The sequence below is a fragment of the Pseudanabaena sp. BC1403 genome (assembly GCF_002914585.1).
Lineage (GTDB): Bacteria > Cyanobacteriota > Cyanobacteriia > Pseudanabaenales > Pseudanabaenaceae > Pseudanabaena.
In genome coordinates this window covers 181,873-197,769 of the sequence record NZ_PDDM01000006.1, presented here as the reverse complement: position 1 = coordinate 197,769, position 15,897 = coordinate 181,873, and the positions used below count along the sequence as shown (strand labels likewise).

8 protein-coding genes are annotated in these 15,897 nt (G+C 42.8%); 5 read left to right on the top strand and 3 right to left on the bottom strand.

The features are described from left to right. Positions 1-64 precede the first annotated feature (64 nt). The 5 genes from CQ839_RS08045 to acs all read left to right on the top strand — a co-directional run bounded on the left by CQ839_RS08045 (position 65) and on the right by acs (position 12,850). Positions 65-2,413 (top strand): HAMP domain-containing methyl-accepting chemotaxis protein, encoded by a 2,349-nt coding sequence (locus tag CQ839_RS08045; protein ID WP_103667757.1) that lies wholly within the window; start codon positions 65-67, stop codon positions 2,411-2,413. 55 nt (positions 2,414-2,468) lie between these two features. Continuing rightward, positions 2,469-8,678, top strand: coding sequence for a hybrid sensor histidine kinase/response regulator (locus CQ839_RS08040; RefSeq protein ID WP_103667756.1), 6,210 nt, complete (start codon positions 2,469-2,471; stop codon positions 8,676-8,678). Between the two features lie 45 nt (positions 8,679-8,723). Continuing rightward, positions 8,724-10,544 (top strand): DNA repair protein RecN, encoded by a 1,821-nt coding sequence (recN, locus tag CQ839_RS08035; protein ID WP_103667755.1) that lies wholly within the window; start codon positions 8,724-8,726, stop codon positions 10,542-10,544. 51 nt (positions 10,545-10,595) lie between these two features. Beyond that, positions 10,596-10,733, top strand: coding sequence for a hypothetical protein (locus CQ839_RS25075; protein WP_181016140.1), 138 nt, complete (start codon positions 10,596-10,598; stop codon positions 10,731-10,733). A gap of 146 nt (positions 10,734-10,879) precedes the next feature. Beyond that, positions 10,880-12,850, top strand: coding sequence for an acetate--CoA ligase (gene acs / locus CQ839_RS08030; protein WP_103667754.1), 1,971 nt, complete (start codon positions 10,880-10,882; stop codon positions 12,848-12,850). 34 nt (positions 12,851-12,884) lie between these two features. Here acs and CQ839_RS08025 read toward each other — a convergent pair whose 3' ends face one another. Genes CQ839_RS08025 through hemB form a run of 3 tightly spaced genes read right to left on the bottom strand, consistent with a single transcriptional unit; the run spans position 12,885 to position 15,735 of the window. Then, positions 12,885-13,982 (bottom strand): tetratricopeptide repeat protein, encoded by a 1,098-nt coding sequence (locus CQ839_RS08025; protein WP_103667753.1) that lies wholly within the window; start codon positions 13,980-13,982, stop codon positions 12,885-12,887. A 35-nt stretch (positions 13,983-14,017) separates the two neighbouring features. Continuing rightward, on the bottom strand, positions 14,018-14,725 hold the full coding sequence (locus CQ839_RS08020; protein WP_103667752.1) for a pentapeptide repeat-containing protein: 708 nt from the start codon (positions 14,723-14,725) through the stop codon (positions 14,018-14,020). A 17-nt stretch (positions 14,726-14,742) separates the two neighbouring features. After that, positions 14,743-15,735, bottom strand: a complete 993-nt coding sequence (gene hemB, locus CQ839_RS08015) for a porphobilinogen synthase (RefSeq protein WP_103667751.1) — start codon at positions 15,733-15,735, stop codon at positions 14,743-14,745. Positions 15,736-15,897 lie beyond the last annotated feature (162 nt).

Genomic DNA, 15,897 nt, shown 5'->3' with positions numbered 1-15,897 from the left:
TATAGCAGCTTCGAGATGATTTCGCGCAAATGGCAGAGATTTTAGGGATTTTAGGAGAAAGCAAATGGCATCAAGTACACAATACCAAAAAGAATATGAAAAGGCTTCCTTAGCCTACATGCAAGGAGACTATAGCCAAGCTGGCAAATTGACTCAGGAGCTAGTTAAAGTCTGTCCTAGCGACCCGATGTATCGTCTTCTTCATGCCCACATAAATCTCGCCTTAGAGCGCTATCAAGATTCAATTGGTGAATATGAAACTGTTTTACATTTGACTGACGACAACTCTATTCTAGAATATGCTCATAGCGGTATTGCGGCAGCTAAAGAAAGGCTAGATATTAATGATAGCTACAGTCTAGGGACTATTGGCAGCGAAGTAGATGAGTTTAGTAATAAGCAATACGCCTACGAAGATAATAGCTATAACCAATCGAATTATAATACGCAGGGATCTTGGTCTACTGACGATAGTGGTGGTCAAAGTACTGGCTCAAGTCGCATTGACGATTTTGATTTTGAAGATTTTAGTTCTGACGCTTCGATGAATGGCTCTAGTCAGTACAGCTATGGTGCGAAAACTGAGCTTGTTGGCGAATCAAGCTATAACTCTAGTTACAAATCTAACAGTGCTTCAGGCAACATGAATGCAGATACAGATGTTGTCTTTATGGATGAGTTTGATGATTTTGATGACATTAGCGAATCATCTTTTTCTAATTCATTTGGCGATTCAGAAGCGACACAGATGGTCTCAGATCGATCTATGTCAGATTTTAGTAATCAAGACTTTACAACTTCTGGGCGCTCAAATACGACATCATTAGCCAATCAAGAAATTCCCACAGCACGATTTAACCAATCGGAAAATGAGGCAGAGTTATTTGGTTTAGGGACAATTAACTCATCAGTAGGGTCAAAGAGAGCAGGTGTCGATATTGTGACCGAGGCCTCTGAACAGGGCGGATTATTCTCTCCTTTTGATAATATGCCGCTCAAGACAAAAAACGTGATCACTGCGATCGCCGCAGGGGTGGTCGCAATGGTTGCAGCAGGTGTGGTTACTAACTTTGCCACTGGCTCAATCTCAGATAAGACAACAAGGGAACAAGTCCGAAATACTGGCTGGATGATGGGTGGAGCCGCAGCTTTGGCAAGTGGCGCGATCGCATGGGGATTAGGCAAACGCTCATCTAGGCTAATTGATCAATCGACTTCAAACTTACAAGCTCAGTTTGAAGCCGTAATTCGTGGTGATATGAGTCCTCGTGCGACCGTTTATAGCGAAGATGAGTTTGGTAGACTCGCATCTAGTTTTAACCAAATGATTCAGTCGATTGTGTCAAATACTACCGAAGCCCAGCGCAAAGCTGCCGAGCAAGAGCAAGCCAAAGAAGATTTACAACGTCAGGTAATCAGATTACTTGATGACGTAGAAGGCGCAGCGCGAGGTGACTTAACTGTACAAGCAGAGGTCACCGCCGACGTACTAGGCGCGGTGGCTGACTCATTTAACCTCACGATTCAAAACCTGCGCGAGATTGTTAACCAAGTAAAAATTGCGGCACGTCAGGTAAACGAGAGTTCTCGCGAAAATGAAGCGTTCGCCCGTAGTTTGTCATCAGATGCGTTACGTCAAGCCGAAGAGTTAAGCGTTACCTTAAATTCAGTGCAAATGATGACTGAATCGATTCAACGGGTAGCTGAAAGTGCGCGTGAAGCTGATCAGGTTGCTAAGCTCGCGTCTGAAACGGCGATCAAGGGCGGCGATGCGGTAGAACGTACCGTAGCAGGTATTCTAGACATTCGTGAAACAGTTGCCGAAACTACACGCAAAGTTAAACGTCTTGGAGAATCTTCGCAAGAAATTTCTAAGATTGTTGGTTTGATTTCAGCGATCGCATCACGTACTAACTTACTTGCTTTAAACGCTAGTATTGAAGCGGCGAGAGCGGGTGATGCGGGAAGAGGTTTTGCGATCGTTGCAGATGAAGTCCGCCAGCTTGCCGATCGCGCTGCTAAATCATCCAAGGAAATTGAGCAAATCGTATTACAGATTCAGAGTGAAACTAGTGGTGTACAACAAGCGATGGAAATCGGTACACAACAGGTTATTGATGGTACAAGACGCGCTGAACAGGCTCGTCAATCGCTCACAGACATTATCCAAGTTTCCCATCGCATTGAAACTTTGGTACTATCAATTACAGAAGATACAGTCAAGCAAACCGAGACTTCAAGGACTGTATCACAGGTTATGCAGTCAGTTGAATTGTCAGCCCAAGAAACTTCGCAAGAGTCTCAAAGGGTGTCAGCATCGCTCCAAAATCTGGTGGGTGTGGCTCGCAGCCTCCAAGATTCTGTGGAACGATTCCGTGTTGATGCGGGTGATAAAACAACGGGAGTTCGTTAGGATTATTACCTCTAGCTATACTACTCACACCCTAAATCTTTGAGAGGATTCTGTCATGAACTCGGAACAACAACAGCAGCGTATCATGGGCTACTTCATCGAAGAAGCACGTGAACATCTTCAGACGATTGAGCAAGGAGTTTTAAACTTGCAAGACGTGCTAAATGATTCGGAATCAGTTAATGAGCTTTTTCGAGCGGCTCATTCAATTAAAGGTGGCGCTGCAATGTTAGGAGTAGGCAGCATTCAGCATGTTGCACATAGATTAGAAGACTTTTTCAAAATTCTCAAAGAAAATCCACAAATGCCTGTCGATGAGCGGTTAAAAAGCTTATTACTAGCTGGATTTGATCCATTATCAGAACTTTTGGATGAATTACAAGGCGGTTATAAAATTTCTGATGAGTTAACGCTTGAAACAAATAACCGAGTCAAGCCTGTCTTTGCTGAACTGGAGTCGTACCTAAATCAGTTAGTATCAGATGCTGATGGTGAGATATCTACTAGTCATAAAGAAGAAATCATTCCTCAACCACAGGAAGTAGTCGTTTCTCAACGGTCAATATTTCAGCAAGAAATCACGACCAAAATGCGAGATATGCTGCAATTGTTTCGAGCGACAGATAATGCAGAGAGTCGATCGCAGTTACAAGCAGTTTGCAATTACTTTCAGGAAATTGGCAACAATTTTGATTTACGAAATTGGACTAATTTAGTCACTCAAATTAAAAATGCGATCGCTCAGCCTAGTAATTCATATCGTACCCTAGCGCCTATTTTGATTCGAGAGTTAAAAGAAGCTCAAGATCTAGTATTGGCAAATCGGGAGTTAGAAATTGCTGTATCAATACAACTCCAGAATCTCTTGCCCAATCGATTTTCAGAGTCGGAGGATGATGAAGTCAGCACAATCTTTACTACAGCATCTGGGGATTTTAGTACAGATTCCAATGTAGATGGCCTTGGCGTTTCTGATAAATCTACTTCTGGCGATCTAGATTTAAATCTAGATGCAGATATCGATCTGTTTGCGGATCAGGTCAATGAAGAAGTATTTGATTTGCCAAACACCCATAAAAATCAAATCAATCAAATGGATTGGATGGATGGCGAATATGAAATCACTGAGAATCAGCATATTGATGGGCCAAAAGTCGGTGCTTCAGAGTTAAAATCTTTGGCTATTCTATTTGAAAATGATGATATTGATTTTGATTCTGCATGGGAGGATATCGAATCCAATGAAACGAATATAGCAGCCCATGGCTCCACTACAAATTCAGCCAGTCATGATGAATTTGCCGATCTCCTTGACAATAATTCTGTTCATAATGATGTAACAGTTCCGAATTTAAGTAGTGGAGAATCTAGTATTGATCAACTATTTGGTGAATTCCCTGCCCAAGATTTAACAGCCGCAGAAAATAGTAGTTCTCTATTCCCAGATGATCTTGATGAATCATGGGGCGAACCTCATGACAATATTTCGGAAATCATTTCCGAGGCTATTCCTGAAAGGGAGCAAGCTAGCCTAGACCGTTTATTTACCGAAGATTTTACTGTTAGCGAATCTCTAGGGGATCAATTTGATCTTGATATAGGGATAGACATTGTTGAGCAAATTGGCGTTGATCAAGTAGATGATGAGCTTTCAATTGATAATCAGTTTAATAATACTGATATCGGTGAAATAGATGTTGAAGAGGATAACTTTTTTGGATTAGAATCTCAGTCAAGCAGTGATGAACAGTTTGTTGACAGAGGTCTGTTTGATACAGACGAGTCTCAGCCGCTCTCTAGTGAAGAATATTTTGCGGCGATCGCTAGAGAAGAAAATGCAATGGCTGGTCGTGATGGTGATATTTCTAGCGAGCCCTTTGCCTTAACCTTTTCGGAAGAGGAAGAGGGTATTGATTTTCTTGATGATCCCTTTGCGATCGATGATAGTCTTGACGAAGTATTATTAGAATCATCTTTTATAGTTGATAATAACGAAGACATCAATGCTGATGTTGATAATTTCTTTGAAGAGTCTGAAGAAATTGGATCTAACGATTACGCAGATGCAATGTATAGAAACAACGGCTCTGATGGTATTGATACGACTGGATTACATGTATTTGATGAGCTAGGATTTGATAATGATGAATTTGATAAAGTAGTATCGCATTCCCAAGTAGCTGTAGATTCAACAAATGTAGTATCAGATATTATAGATACAAATCCTGATAATTTCTTAATAGCTGCAACTGACTCCTCAGACATAGCTGTTGCTTTCAACCTTCTTAATGAAAGCATTGAATTTACGGAATCTCCAGTCTCTGCTATCAACAATGCCGAATTAGAAGACGGTTTCTATACTTCGTCAGTAGATGAATCTTATTCAAACTTTACTGATTTTACTGAAGACAACGAAACCAATAGTGTAATTAATGATGCTGGTGATCTCGCTGATTTCTTTGCTGAACCTTCAGAAGCAAATATTTCTGACGCGATCGCTAGTGAATTCGGCGACGAATATGCTAACACTGATGATTTAGGTGATTTCTTTGCGGAATCAGAAGAACCAGCAATTACTAGCGAAATTTCTGACATCGGCAATGCGATCGACGAATATGCTAACACTGATGATTTAGGTGATTTCTTTGCGGAATCAGAAGAACCTGCAATTACTGGCGAAATTTCTGACATTGGCAATGCGATCGATGAATATGCTAGCACTGATGATTTAGGTGATTTCTTTGCGAAATCAGAAGAACCAGCAATTACTAGCGAAATTTCTGACATCGGCAATGCGATCGGCGAATATACTAGCACCGATGATTTAGGTGATTTCTTTGCGGAATCTGAAGAGCCTAATGTTTCTATTGAAGTGAATGACGAATTAAATGATTCTACTGATCGCGTAGATATTACTGAGGAATCGGATGATTTCTTTAGTAGTTCGGAAGATTCTGAAATCACTTCTAATGATTTCTTTAGTGATAATTCTATTGATGGTTTTGAACAAGAATTCGCTAATACTGAATCCCTAGAAGATTTCTTTGCAGATTCCGATGCAACTGCAATGTCAAGTGATATTCCTGATAGCAGTGAACCAACTTATGAATTCAATAACATTGAATCTCTAGGGGAGTTCTTCGATGTTTCTGAAGATTCAGAAATTAGTTCTAGTAATAATAATGAACTAGATGATTATGCTAATGTCATTAGTAATGCTGATGATTTAGGCAATTTCTTTGACGAAGCGGAAGAGTCTCAAAGTATAACTGAAAATATTGCAAATGATGATTCTGATGAACTTGGATCTCTTCTAACCAATAGTAATGAGCTTGATAGTAGAAACTTAGTTGATATATCTAAAGAAGATCAAGAATCCTTTGTTGATTATGATTCTACTGAAGATATCAATTCCAATTTCTTGTCAATGGTTGATGAAGATATATCTGATGCAACTCCTGAAGATTTAGCAGAAAGATTTTTTGAGCAAATTAATTCTCCATCTGACTCAAATCTAGATAACTTGTTTATTGATGCTGAAGAAGAAGATTTAAATTTAGTGGAAGATGAAATAAACTTTGATCAAGCAGCTTCACTAACTCAAGGCGACGAAATCAATGACTTGACAAGTATGTTAGACGACAACTTCCAAGATGCGCAGTTAAGAACAATTGGATCAGGACTGACAAGTTTCCAAGAAGATATAAATTTTGAAGATAATAATGCATCGGCAAAGACTACCATTGATAATTTGGTGGATTTCTTCCAAGTTGATGATGATGATTCAGAAGTTAGTTTGTTGCAAAATCCTGAGGAGGAATTTGGAAGCTCCAGCCTAACCGATAATAACCCTCTTGATTTTGGCGAATTTAGTGGATTTGCTGGCTTAGATGAAGACATCTCCGAAACGGACTATTCTCTCACACAAGACCCAGAAACAAAAAACCTAGAACCTGAGCAACAATTGCAAACTGAAGAACTAAATGGGATTGATGATAACTTCGACTTCGATGATTTAGAAGCAATGATAGGCAGTTCTAGTAATATGCCTAATGATGTTGATGCTGTGGGTAATAGAACTTTTGATGATCAGACTACAGCAACTGTTCTCAATGATCAGGCATCTGCGGATTCCCATGACATGAATTTCGATGAATTAGAAGCGCTGCTAGGTGAGAGTAACAGCTTTGATAACTCGAAAAAAACTCAGAAGGCAACTGATGAGTTTGATGAGTTAGAGAACATGCTTCAGACAGCTTTTGCTAAAGATGTTGGACCGATAAAAACTAAACCTACTACACGTCAACCTGCAGCTACCCGTAAGCCAAGGCTCACAGACTCAACCATGCGTGTGGATGTAAAGTACCTTGATAGTCTTAACAACCTTGTTGGGGAACTAGTTGTAAACCGCAATCTTTTGGAACAAGATCAGGAAAGATTGCAACAGTTTATTACGAACCTATTACATCAAGTGCAGCTGTTAAGTGATGTATCTCAGAGGATGCGTGATCAATATGATCGCTCTTTGCTAGAAGCTTCTTTAACCGCAGGGCGTGGTGGGCGATCCTCCTACAGCTTTGATAGCCCATCACAATTAAGTGATGGAGCAAACTCCAATAGCTCGGTGACCAATGATTTTGAAGGAATTGAGTTCGATCGCTACAATACTTTCCACGTCCTATCACAAGAGATTATCGAATTAATTGTCCGAGTTCGTGAATCTGCCTCTGACATTGAGTTTGTTGTTGGTGAGACGGATCAAGTAACACGCCAACTAGGAACTATTACCACCCAAGTTCAAGACGATCTTAAACAGTCGCGCATGGTTCCCTTTGCGCAAATTGCCGATCGCTTACCTAGAGGTATTCGCGATCGCGCACTCAAAACTGGTAAACAGGCAGAGCTAGAAATATTTGGGCGGGAGACACTGATTGACAAGGCGATTTTAGAGCAGCTTACCGATCCGCTTACACACCTTGTCAATAATGCGATCGATCACGGATTGGAAGATCCCTCTACTCGTCAAGCAGCTGGTAAATCAGCAACTGGGAAATTGACGGTGCGAGCCTATCACCAAGGCAACCAGACCGTTATCTCTATCAGCGATGATGGAGCTGGTATCAGTACCGACAAAGTTAAGAAAAGCGCTGTATCTAAGGGGGTGCGATCGCAATCTGAGGTTGATCGTCTCAATGATACTGAAGTCTATTCTTTGCTATTTGAAGCGGGATTTAGTACTGCTGCTCAAGCTGATGAATTTAAAGGTCGTGGCGTTGGACTAGACGTTGTAAAAACCTGCCTTGATGATATTCGCGGCGTAATTATTGTGGAATCTGTAGTTGGTAAGGGGACGACCTTTACAATTCGCTTACCGCTGACTCTGAGTATTTCTAAGGCAATGTTTTGCATTAGCGATCGCGCTAGAATTGCCTTCCCCGTCGATGGTTTCGAGGACATGGTGGAAGTTCCTCAAAGCCAGATTATTCTTAACGAGAAGGGGCAGCCCTGTTTGCCTTGGCGCGATACAGTTTTGCCATTCCAACATTTATCTAACTTGCTATCCTATAGCCGCCACCTCAGCCGTAGCAGCATTTATGGGAAGCAGGAAAACGATGAACTTTGCATCATTATTCTCCGCAATGACACTAGTTATCTTGCCCTACAGGTTGATCAATTCCTTGGTGAATACGAAATCGTAATCAAACAACTAGAGGGTCCAATTCCTCAGCCAGCAGGAATTGCAGGTGCGACAGTATTAGGGGATGGTCGGGTCATGGCGATCGCTAACGTGTTGGAGTTATTCGATATCGCTAGCGGCAGATTGCGTCCTTCGACTTCAGGAATGCCTATTCAGCCAACAGTCGAAGAGGATGTTGCTGTCGATCCAACGGTGCTAATTGTTGATGACTCGATTACAGTACGTGAGCTACTGTCGTTGACATTTGCGAAAGTAGGCTATCGCGTTGAGCAGGCAAAGGATGGTCAAGATGCATGGGAAAAACTCCGTGCTGGTCTGCCATGTGACATGATCTTCTGCGATATTGAGATGCCACGGATGGATGGATTAGATCTGCTGTCGAGATTACAAAAGGATTCTCGACTTAAAGAGATTCCTGTGGCAATGTTAACTTCACGAGGAGCCGATCGCCATCGTCAGTCAGCTATTCAGCTTGGCGCAAAGGGCTACTTCACTAAGCCATATCTCGAAGAAGAATTACTGAGTGCCTCGAAACGTCTCCTAGCTGGAGAGACTTTGCCTATATAACTATTTAAGAATGTGCTTTGCACATTCTTAAATTAAGAAAAAACTATGCTGCTGAGTCTCAAAATTGAAAATTTTGCCCTGATCGATCGCTTAGAGCTTGAGCTATATGCGGGTCTAAATATTCTCACAGGCGAAACAGGAGCAGGGAAATCAATTGTCCTCGATGCTCTAGATGCTGCACTTGGAGGCAAGGTGTCAGCGCGAATGTTACGAACTGGTGCAGATCGTGCCAATATCGAAGCTACTTTTTCGACTAATCACGCGATCGCCCAGTGGCTAGAGATTCAAGAAATTGATGCTCTCGATGCTGAGACGCTGATTTGTAGCCGCGAAATTACGGCGCGGAGCAATCGTACCCGCATTAATGGCGTGGTTGTAAATAAGCAACAGATTCAAGAATTACGCGATCGCCTTGTCGAGATTACGGCGCAAGGTCAGACGATCTTGCTGAGCCAAGCTGCTCAACAGAGGGAATGGCTAGATAGTTTTGGCGATCAAGCTTTTAATCAGGCTTTGCTATTGCAACGTCAAAAAGTTGCAAAATTATTTGAGATAAAAGAGCGATCGCGCAAAGCTTTATTTGATCGCCAACAAAATGAACGCAATCGATTGCAGCATTTAGACATGTTGCGCTATCAACTAAAAGAACTTGAAGCTGCGAACTTAGATGATCCTGATGAGTTAGACAATCTCGAAAGCGATCGCAATCGGTTAGCTCATAGTGTGGAATTGCAGAAGCAAGGCTATGCCGTGTATGAAGCGCTTTATCAGAATGATGGTGGCAATGCCTGTGCAGATTTGTTAGGGCAAGCAGAGTCAATGCTCACAGAAATGGCAACACTCGATCGCGAAGCTGAGGGCATTCTCGAATTAGTTTCTAGTGCCCTTGCCCAAGTCGAAGAAGCAGGGCGACAGATCAACAATTATACCAATCGTCTTGATTCTGATCCTGAACAGCTAGAAGCGATCGAGCAACGAATTAATCAAATCAAGCAAATCTGCCGTAAATATGGCACACTTCCTGAAGCGATCGCCTATACCGAAAAGCTCCAACTTGAACTCGCCGAACTAACCGATCAAAGTATTTCTATTGAAGATTTGGAACGTAAAGCGACGGCTGATTTACAGGCTTTGCTTAAGGCATGTAAAAAACTTACGGAATTACGTCGCCAAACTGCGATCGCCCTCGAACAAGTGCAAATCGATGCTCTAAAAATGTTGGCAATGGAAAAAGTCCGCTTTCAAGTTGGTATTTATCCGACAGAACCAACTGTACTAGGAGGCGATCGCATTGTCTTTGAGTTTAGCCCTAACCTTGGCGAACCTTTGCAACCTCTGGCTGAAACTGCTTCAGGCGGTGAGATGAGTCGATTTTTATTGGCGCTCAAAACTTGTTTTGTGAAACAGAAAAATCAAGAAGCTCAACCGATATCTGCGGAATTTAATCATGCGAATGTCGGCACAATGGTATTTGATGAAATTGACGCAGGGGTATCAGGTCGAGTTGCGCAAGCGATCGCTACCCAACTTTGGCAACTGAGCCGAAGTTCTCAAGTACTTTGTGTAACTCATCAGCCATTAATTGCGGCGATCGCTGATCGGCATTTCCATGTCAGTAAGCAGGTAATCGGAGATCGAACTCAAGTGCAAATCCGTCTCTTAGAATTAGAAGAGCGGAAACAGGAGCTTGCTCAGATTGCTTCAGGAATGACTGTTGAGGAAGGGAAAGAGGGGAAAGAAGGAAAAAGGAAAAAGGAAAAAGGAAAAAGTTTGGATAAGGAGAATGTTAGTAGTACGGTGTCTCAGGCGATCGCGTTTGCTGAGTCTTTACTGGAGCAGGCTGCTGCTATCAAAGCTAGTAGCTAAAATATTAAGGTAGCTGCGGATAACGATGCTCTTTCTCGCTAAATCAAATATATGACTACTCAAGATCAACCTGATAAGCAACCTAACCCTGAGACAAAGCAAGAACCCATTCTCTGTAATCACTGTTTGCGTACAGCTACTAATGGCATTAAATGCCAAGGTATTTGTGTTGCTGATAGTAATTATTGATTGCTATGTTGCTAATCGTTGCGGAACTTTACCGTTTCTCAATTAAGTATTCTTAGTAATTTACACTAGGGGCATAGCTATCAACTTATTACATGAATTATTAGTCTTTCTAAACTCAATTTGTTGTAATTACTAACCTTATACCTATGTCACAACCCACGATTGAATCTGTTTTACAAGAAAAGCGCTTGTTTGAGCCTTCTGCGGAGTTCTCGCAAGCTGCCCATATTAAAAGTCTTGCTGAATATCAACAAATTTACGATCGCGCCAAAGCCGATCCTGCTGCATTCTGGGCAGAACTAGCCGAGCAAGAACTACATTGGTTTGAGAAATGGCACACCGTTCTCGATTGGCAACCTCCATCGGTGAAATGGTTTGATGGCGGTAAAATCAACATTTCCTATAACTGTCTCGATCGCCACTTGACCACTTGGCGTAAAAACAAAGCTGCCCTAATTTGGGAAGGCGAAAATGGCGACTCGCGCACGCTGACCTATGCTCAATTGCATCGCGAAGTTTGTCAGTTTGCCAATGCACTCAAGCAATTAGGAGTTCAAAAAGGCGATCGCGTTGGTATTTATATGCCGATGATTCCTGAAGCTGCGATCGCCATGCTTGCCTGTGCCAGAATCGGCGCAGTGCATGGAGTGGTATTCGGTGGATTTAGTGCTGAGGCTTTACGCGATCGCCTTGTCGATGCTGAAGCAAAACTCGTCATTACTGCTGATGGTGGTTGGCGCAAAGATGCGATCGTGCCTTTAAAAGCACAGGTGGATAAAGCGATCGCTAATGGAGCCGCTCCTTCCGTTACCGATGTCTTAGTTGTAAAACGTACAGGTCAAAATACGCACATGACCGCAGGGCGCGATCATTGGTGGCATGACTTGCAGCAGGGTGTTTCCGCTAAATGTGAAGCAGAACCAATGGATAGCGAAGATATGCTGTTCGTTCTCTACACTTCTGGCAGTACTGGTAAACCGAAGGGAGTCGTGCATACTACCGCTGGTTATAACCTCTATAGCCACATGACCACCAAATGGATTTTCGATCTCAAAGATACCGATGTGTATTGGTGTACGGCAGATGTAGGCTGGATTACTGGACATAGCTATATTGTGTATGGGCCATTATCTAATGGCGCAACGACATTGATGTACGAAGGAGCGCCACGCCCTTCTAATCTCGGCTGTTTTTGGGATGTAATTGAGAAATATCAAGTCAGTGTTTTCTACACCGCACCTACGGCGATTCGCGCTTTTATCAAAATGGGCGAACATCATCCTAATACTCGCGATTTAACTTCGCTGCGCTTATTGGGAACTGTGGGTGAACCGATTAATCCTGAAGCTTGGATGTGGTATCACCGTGTGATTGGCGGCGGTCGCTGTCCGATTGTGGATACATGGTGGCAAACGGAAACAGGCGGAATTATGATAACCGCGCTTCCTGGAGCCGTACCCACGAAACCAGGTTCCGCCACACTTCCCTTCCCTGGGATTATTCCTGATATTGTCGATCTTGAGGGCAATCCTGCCCATGACAATGAAGGTGGCTATTTGATCGTCCGTCATCCTTGGCCAGGGATGATGCGTACTGTCTATGGCGACCCCGATCGCTTCCGTAAGAGCTATTGGGAACATATTCCGCCCAAGGATGGCAACTATGTCTATTTTGCGGGTGATGGCGCTCGTAAGGATGAGGATGGATATTATTGGGTGATGGGTCGTGTCGATGATGTAATTAACGTCGCTGGTCACCGTTTAGGAACCATGGAAATAGAATCTGCGCTAGTTTCGCATCCTGCGGTTGCTGAAGCTGCCGTTGTTGGTAAGCCTGATGAATTAAAGGGTGAAGATATCTTTGCCTTTGTAATTCTTGAAGGCGATCATAAGCCTAGTGATGAACTCGCGAAGGAATTAAAGAAACATGTTGTCGCGGAGATTGGCGCGATCGCACGTCCGAGTGAGATTCGCTTTGCCGAAGCTTTACCAAAAACGCGATCGGGTAAAATCATGCGAAGATTATTGCGATCGCTTGCTTCTGGTCAAGAAATCACCAGTGATACTTCTACATTAGAAGATCGTTCAGTTCTAGATAAGTTACGCGAAGGAGCTTAAAAAAGGGGAGGTGGAGCAAGCCACCTCCCCTTTTTTATTTGAGTTCAGCTAGAGCCTTACGAGCTTGAGCTAAACCATCAATATTGCCTTGTTGATTAAAGAAACGCTCAGCACTTTCTAGCATTTTGCGAGCTTCGATCTCACGTTGTTGGGTTGCCAGAAGCTTCCCTAAAGCCAGATAAGTCGGCGCATTCTCTGGCTCAGCCTCAAGAATTTGCCGATAGGCAACGATCGCACCCGATAGAGAACCCTGCTGAATATACAGATCAGCGATCGCCTTTTGAATCTCGACTAAATTATTAGTAGGGATATTTCGCGCTCCTGCGGCACGGCGCAGAGAGGCGATCGCTTCAGCATAATTGCCTTCACTTTGAAAGACCTTAGAAATGGCAAGATTGGCTTGAGGGTGTCGAGGATCGACTTCTAAAGCTCGTTTGTACTTAGCGATCGCCTCTTCATATTGATTTTGCTCAGCAAATAAACCACCAAGAGCAACCAATACATCAGCGTCAAAAGGTGCAATTTTATCAGCTTGGTTATAGGCAGCAAAAGCCCCTTTACGATCTCCTGAGAGTTTTAAAACGTAGCCCAAATTCAGATAAATCTTGGCATTTCTAGGAGCAACCGCGATCGCTTGACGATAAATCTTAGTGGCTTCGGCATATTGTTTTTGTTCAGTCAATAAAAAACCCACACTGTTGTAAGCATCTATATTTTGGCGTTCCAATGCGATCACGCGGCGATAGGCGGTTAACGCGCTAGGATAGTCTTTAATGCGGACATAGACAAAACCTAATGCATTAAAGGCTTTAGCATTATTGGCATCTAATTTAGTGGCTTTATCTAGAGCAGCGATCGCCCCAGAATAATTATTCTGTTGGGTGAGTAAAAAGCCAAGACTAGTTAAAATGCGAGAATTTTTTGGCTCTAAATTCGCAGCCTGTTGATAAGCAGCGATCGCGCCTGAAATGTTATTGTTTTGCCACAGTTGTCGCCCCTGCCTGATCCATTCCGTAGCATCTTTTTTGGCTTGGGCATAGGCACTTTCAGTAATCGGCATAGCGATCGCTGTAGTGATTGTCATTACTAGAGCGAGATTGGTGAGTTTGGTGAGTGAGCGAAACAAGGGCATAAACTTTTTAATTTACGTTATTGACCGTAAAAATTCTATTCTTCAGAGTTTGACTCTTCCATATTAACAAGCTCGACGGAGTTCGGGGCGTTACGCGCATCAGTAAAATCCGTTCCTTCAATACTTTTCAGTGTTGATAGATAAGTTCCTGTCAAATCTGCACCAGTTAACTTGGCATTGGCAAGATTTGCCCAATTTAGCTTGGCATTAGTTAAGTTTGCGCGGCTAAGATCCGCACCAGCCAGATTTGCACCAGTCAAATTTGCTCTTGTTAAATCTGCTTCCGTGAGGTTTGCACCACGCAGATCCGCGCCGTTCAAACAAGCGCCTGTCAAAAAAGCATTCGATAGATTCGCTCGACATAGGCGCGATCGCGTCAGGTTTGCGCTAGTCAAAAAAGCGTGACTAAAATTTGTTTCTACTAAGACCGCATCACTGAGATCTGCTTCAATCAAAAAAGCTTCAGAAAGATTTGCGCCGATCAATGAAGCCTGTTCAAGAATTGTGCCATTGAGATTTGCTTGAATCAAAATTGAACCACTCAGGTTCGCTCTGATTAAATTAGCTAGATTTAGTTCCGCATCCTCTAAATTAGCAATATCCAGCGTAATCTCTTCGAGATCTGATTCAATAAAATTTGCTCCAGACAAATTCGCTCCAGTCAGAATCAATCCAATGAGCGATCGCCTACTAAAGTCGCGATCGCCCAAAGCGTAACTTTCAAGAAGTTCTTTTGCGTTCATGGTTGAGGGTAAAACAATTAGTAACGATAACCCGAAGCAAGCAACTGCGCCACTGACTTGGCATGATAAGACAAGATAATATCTGCACCCGCACGTTTCATGCTTAACAGAGTCTCAAACATCACCTTCTTTTCATCGATCCAGCCGAGTTGCGCCGCCGCCTTAACCATCGCATATTCGCCACTGACGTTATAGGCTGCTACAGGTACGTTAGTAGCTTCTTTGACCTTAGCGATGATATCCAAATAGGCAAGAGCAGGCTTGACCATCACAATATCCGCACCTTCAGCAATATCTAGATAGACTTCTTTAATTGCTTCACGAGAATTGGCGGGATCCATTTGATAGGTCTTTTTGTCACCCGACTTAGGTGCAGAGCCTAGCGCATCGCGGAATGGCCCATAATAAGCGGATGCATATTTTGCCGAATAGGCGAGAATACCGACATTCTCAAATCCAGCTTCATCTAGCCCTTGTCGAATTGCGCCAATGCGACCATCCATCATATCGGAAGGAGAGACAAAATCAGTTCCTGCGGCAGCTTGGGAAACAGACATTTTGACAAGAACTTCGACGGTTTCGTCATTAAGAATTACGCCATTGTCATCAATGATGCCATCATGTCCATGTGTGGTGAAAGGATCGAGAGCAACATCGGTGAAAATAATTACATCAGGAACAACTGCTTTAATAGCGCGAACTGCACGCTGTGCTAGCCCTTCAGGATTAAAACTTTCGCTACCAGTGAGGTCTTTTTTCTCTTCAGGTACAGCGGGAAAAAGGGCGATCGCCTTAATTCCTAAAGCATAAATCTCTTCTATTTCTTTAACCAATAGATCGAGAGTAAAGCGATAGGCTTCGGGCATCGAGGGGATTTCAACACGATTATTCTCTCCTTCCATCACAAACATTGGATAGATAAAGTCATCTACTGATAGATAGTTCTCTCTAACAAGGCTGCGAACAGAAGGATTGCGGCGGAGGCGACGAGGACGATGTGTGAGTTGCATTGATGTTTCTTAACTTTTCTTAATGGATTTGCCTTAAAAGCATTCAGCAAAACATTTATTTTTCAGATATGTATTATATCAGAATCGCTAGCACTATCCCAAAAAGAAAAGCGACGCTCCGCGCCGCTTTTCTTTTAAATCCCTAAACACTATCCCAAAAAG

Bases quoted from the DNA above. Each gene is read 5' to 3' on its own strand.
- recN (WP_103667755.1), top strand. From the start codon at position 8,724: ATGCTGCTGAGTCTCAAAATTGAAAATTTTGCCCTGATCGATCGCTTA.
- CQ839_RS08040 (WP_103667756.1), top strand. From the start codon at position 2,469: ATGAACTCGGAACAACAACAGCAGCGTATCATGGGCTACTTCATCGAA.
- acs (WP_103667754.1), top strand. From the start codon at position 10,880: ATGTCACAACCCACGATTGAATCTGTTTTACAAGAAAAGCGCTTGTTT.
- CQ839_RS08020 (WP_103667752.1), bottom strand. From the start codon at position 14,725: ATGAACGCAAAAGAACTTCTTGAAAGTTACGCTTTGGGCGATCGCGAC.
- hemB (WP_103667751.1), bottom strand. From the start codon at position 15,735: ATGCAACTCACACATCGTCCTCGTCGCCTCCGCCGCAATCCTTCTGTT.
- CQ839_RS08045 (WP_103667757.1), top strand. From the start codon at position 65: ATGGCATCAAGTACACAATACCAAAAAGAATATGAAAAGGCTTCCTTA.
- CQ839_RS08025 (WP_103667753.1), bottom strand. From the start codon at position 13,982: ATGCCCTTGTTTCGCTCACTCACCAAACTCACCAATCTCGCTCTAGTA.
- CQ839_RS25075 (WP_181016140.1), top strand. From the start codon at position 10,596: ATGACTACTCAAGATCAACCTGATAAGCAACCTAACCCTGAGACAAAG.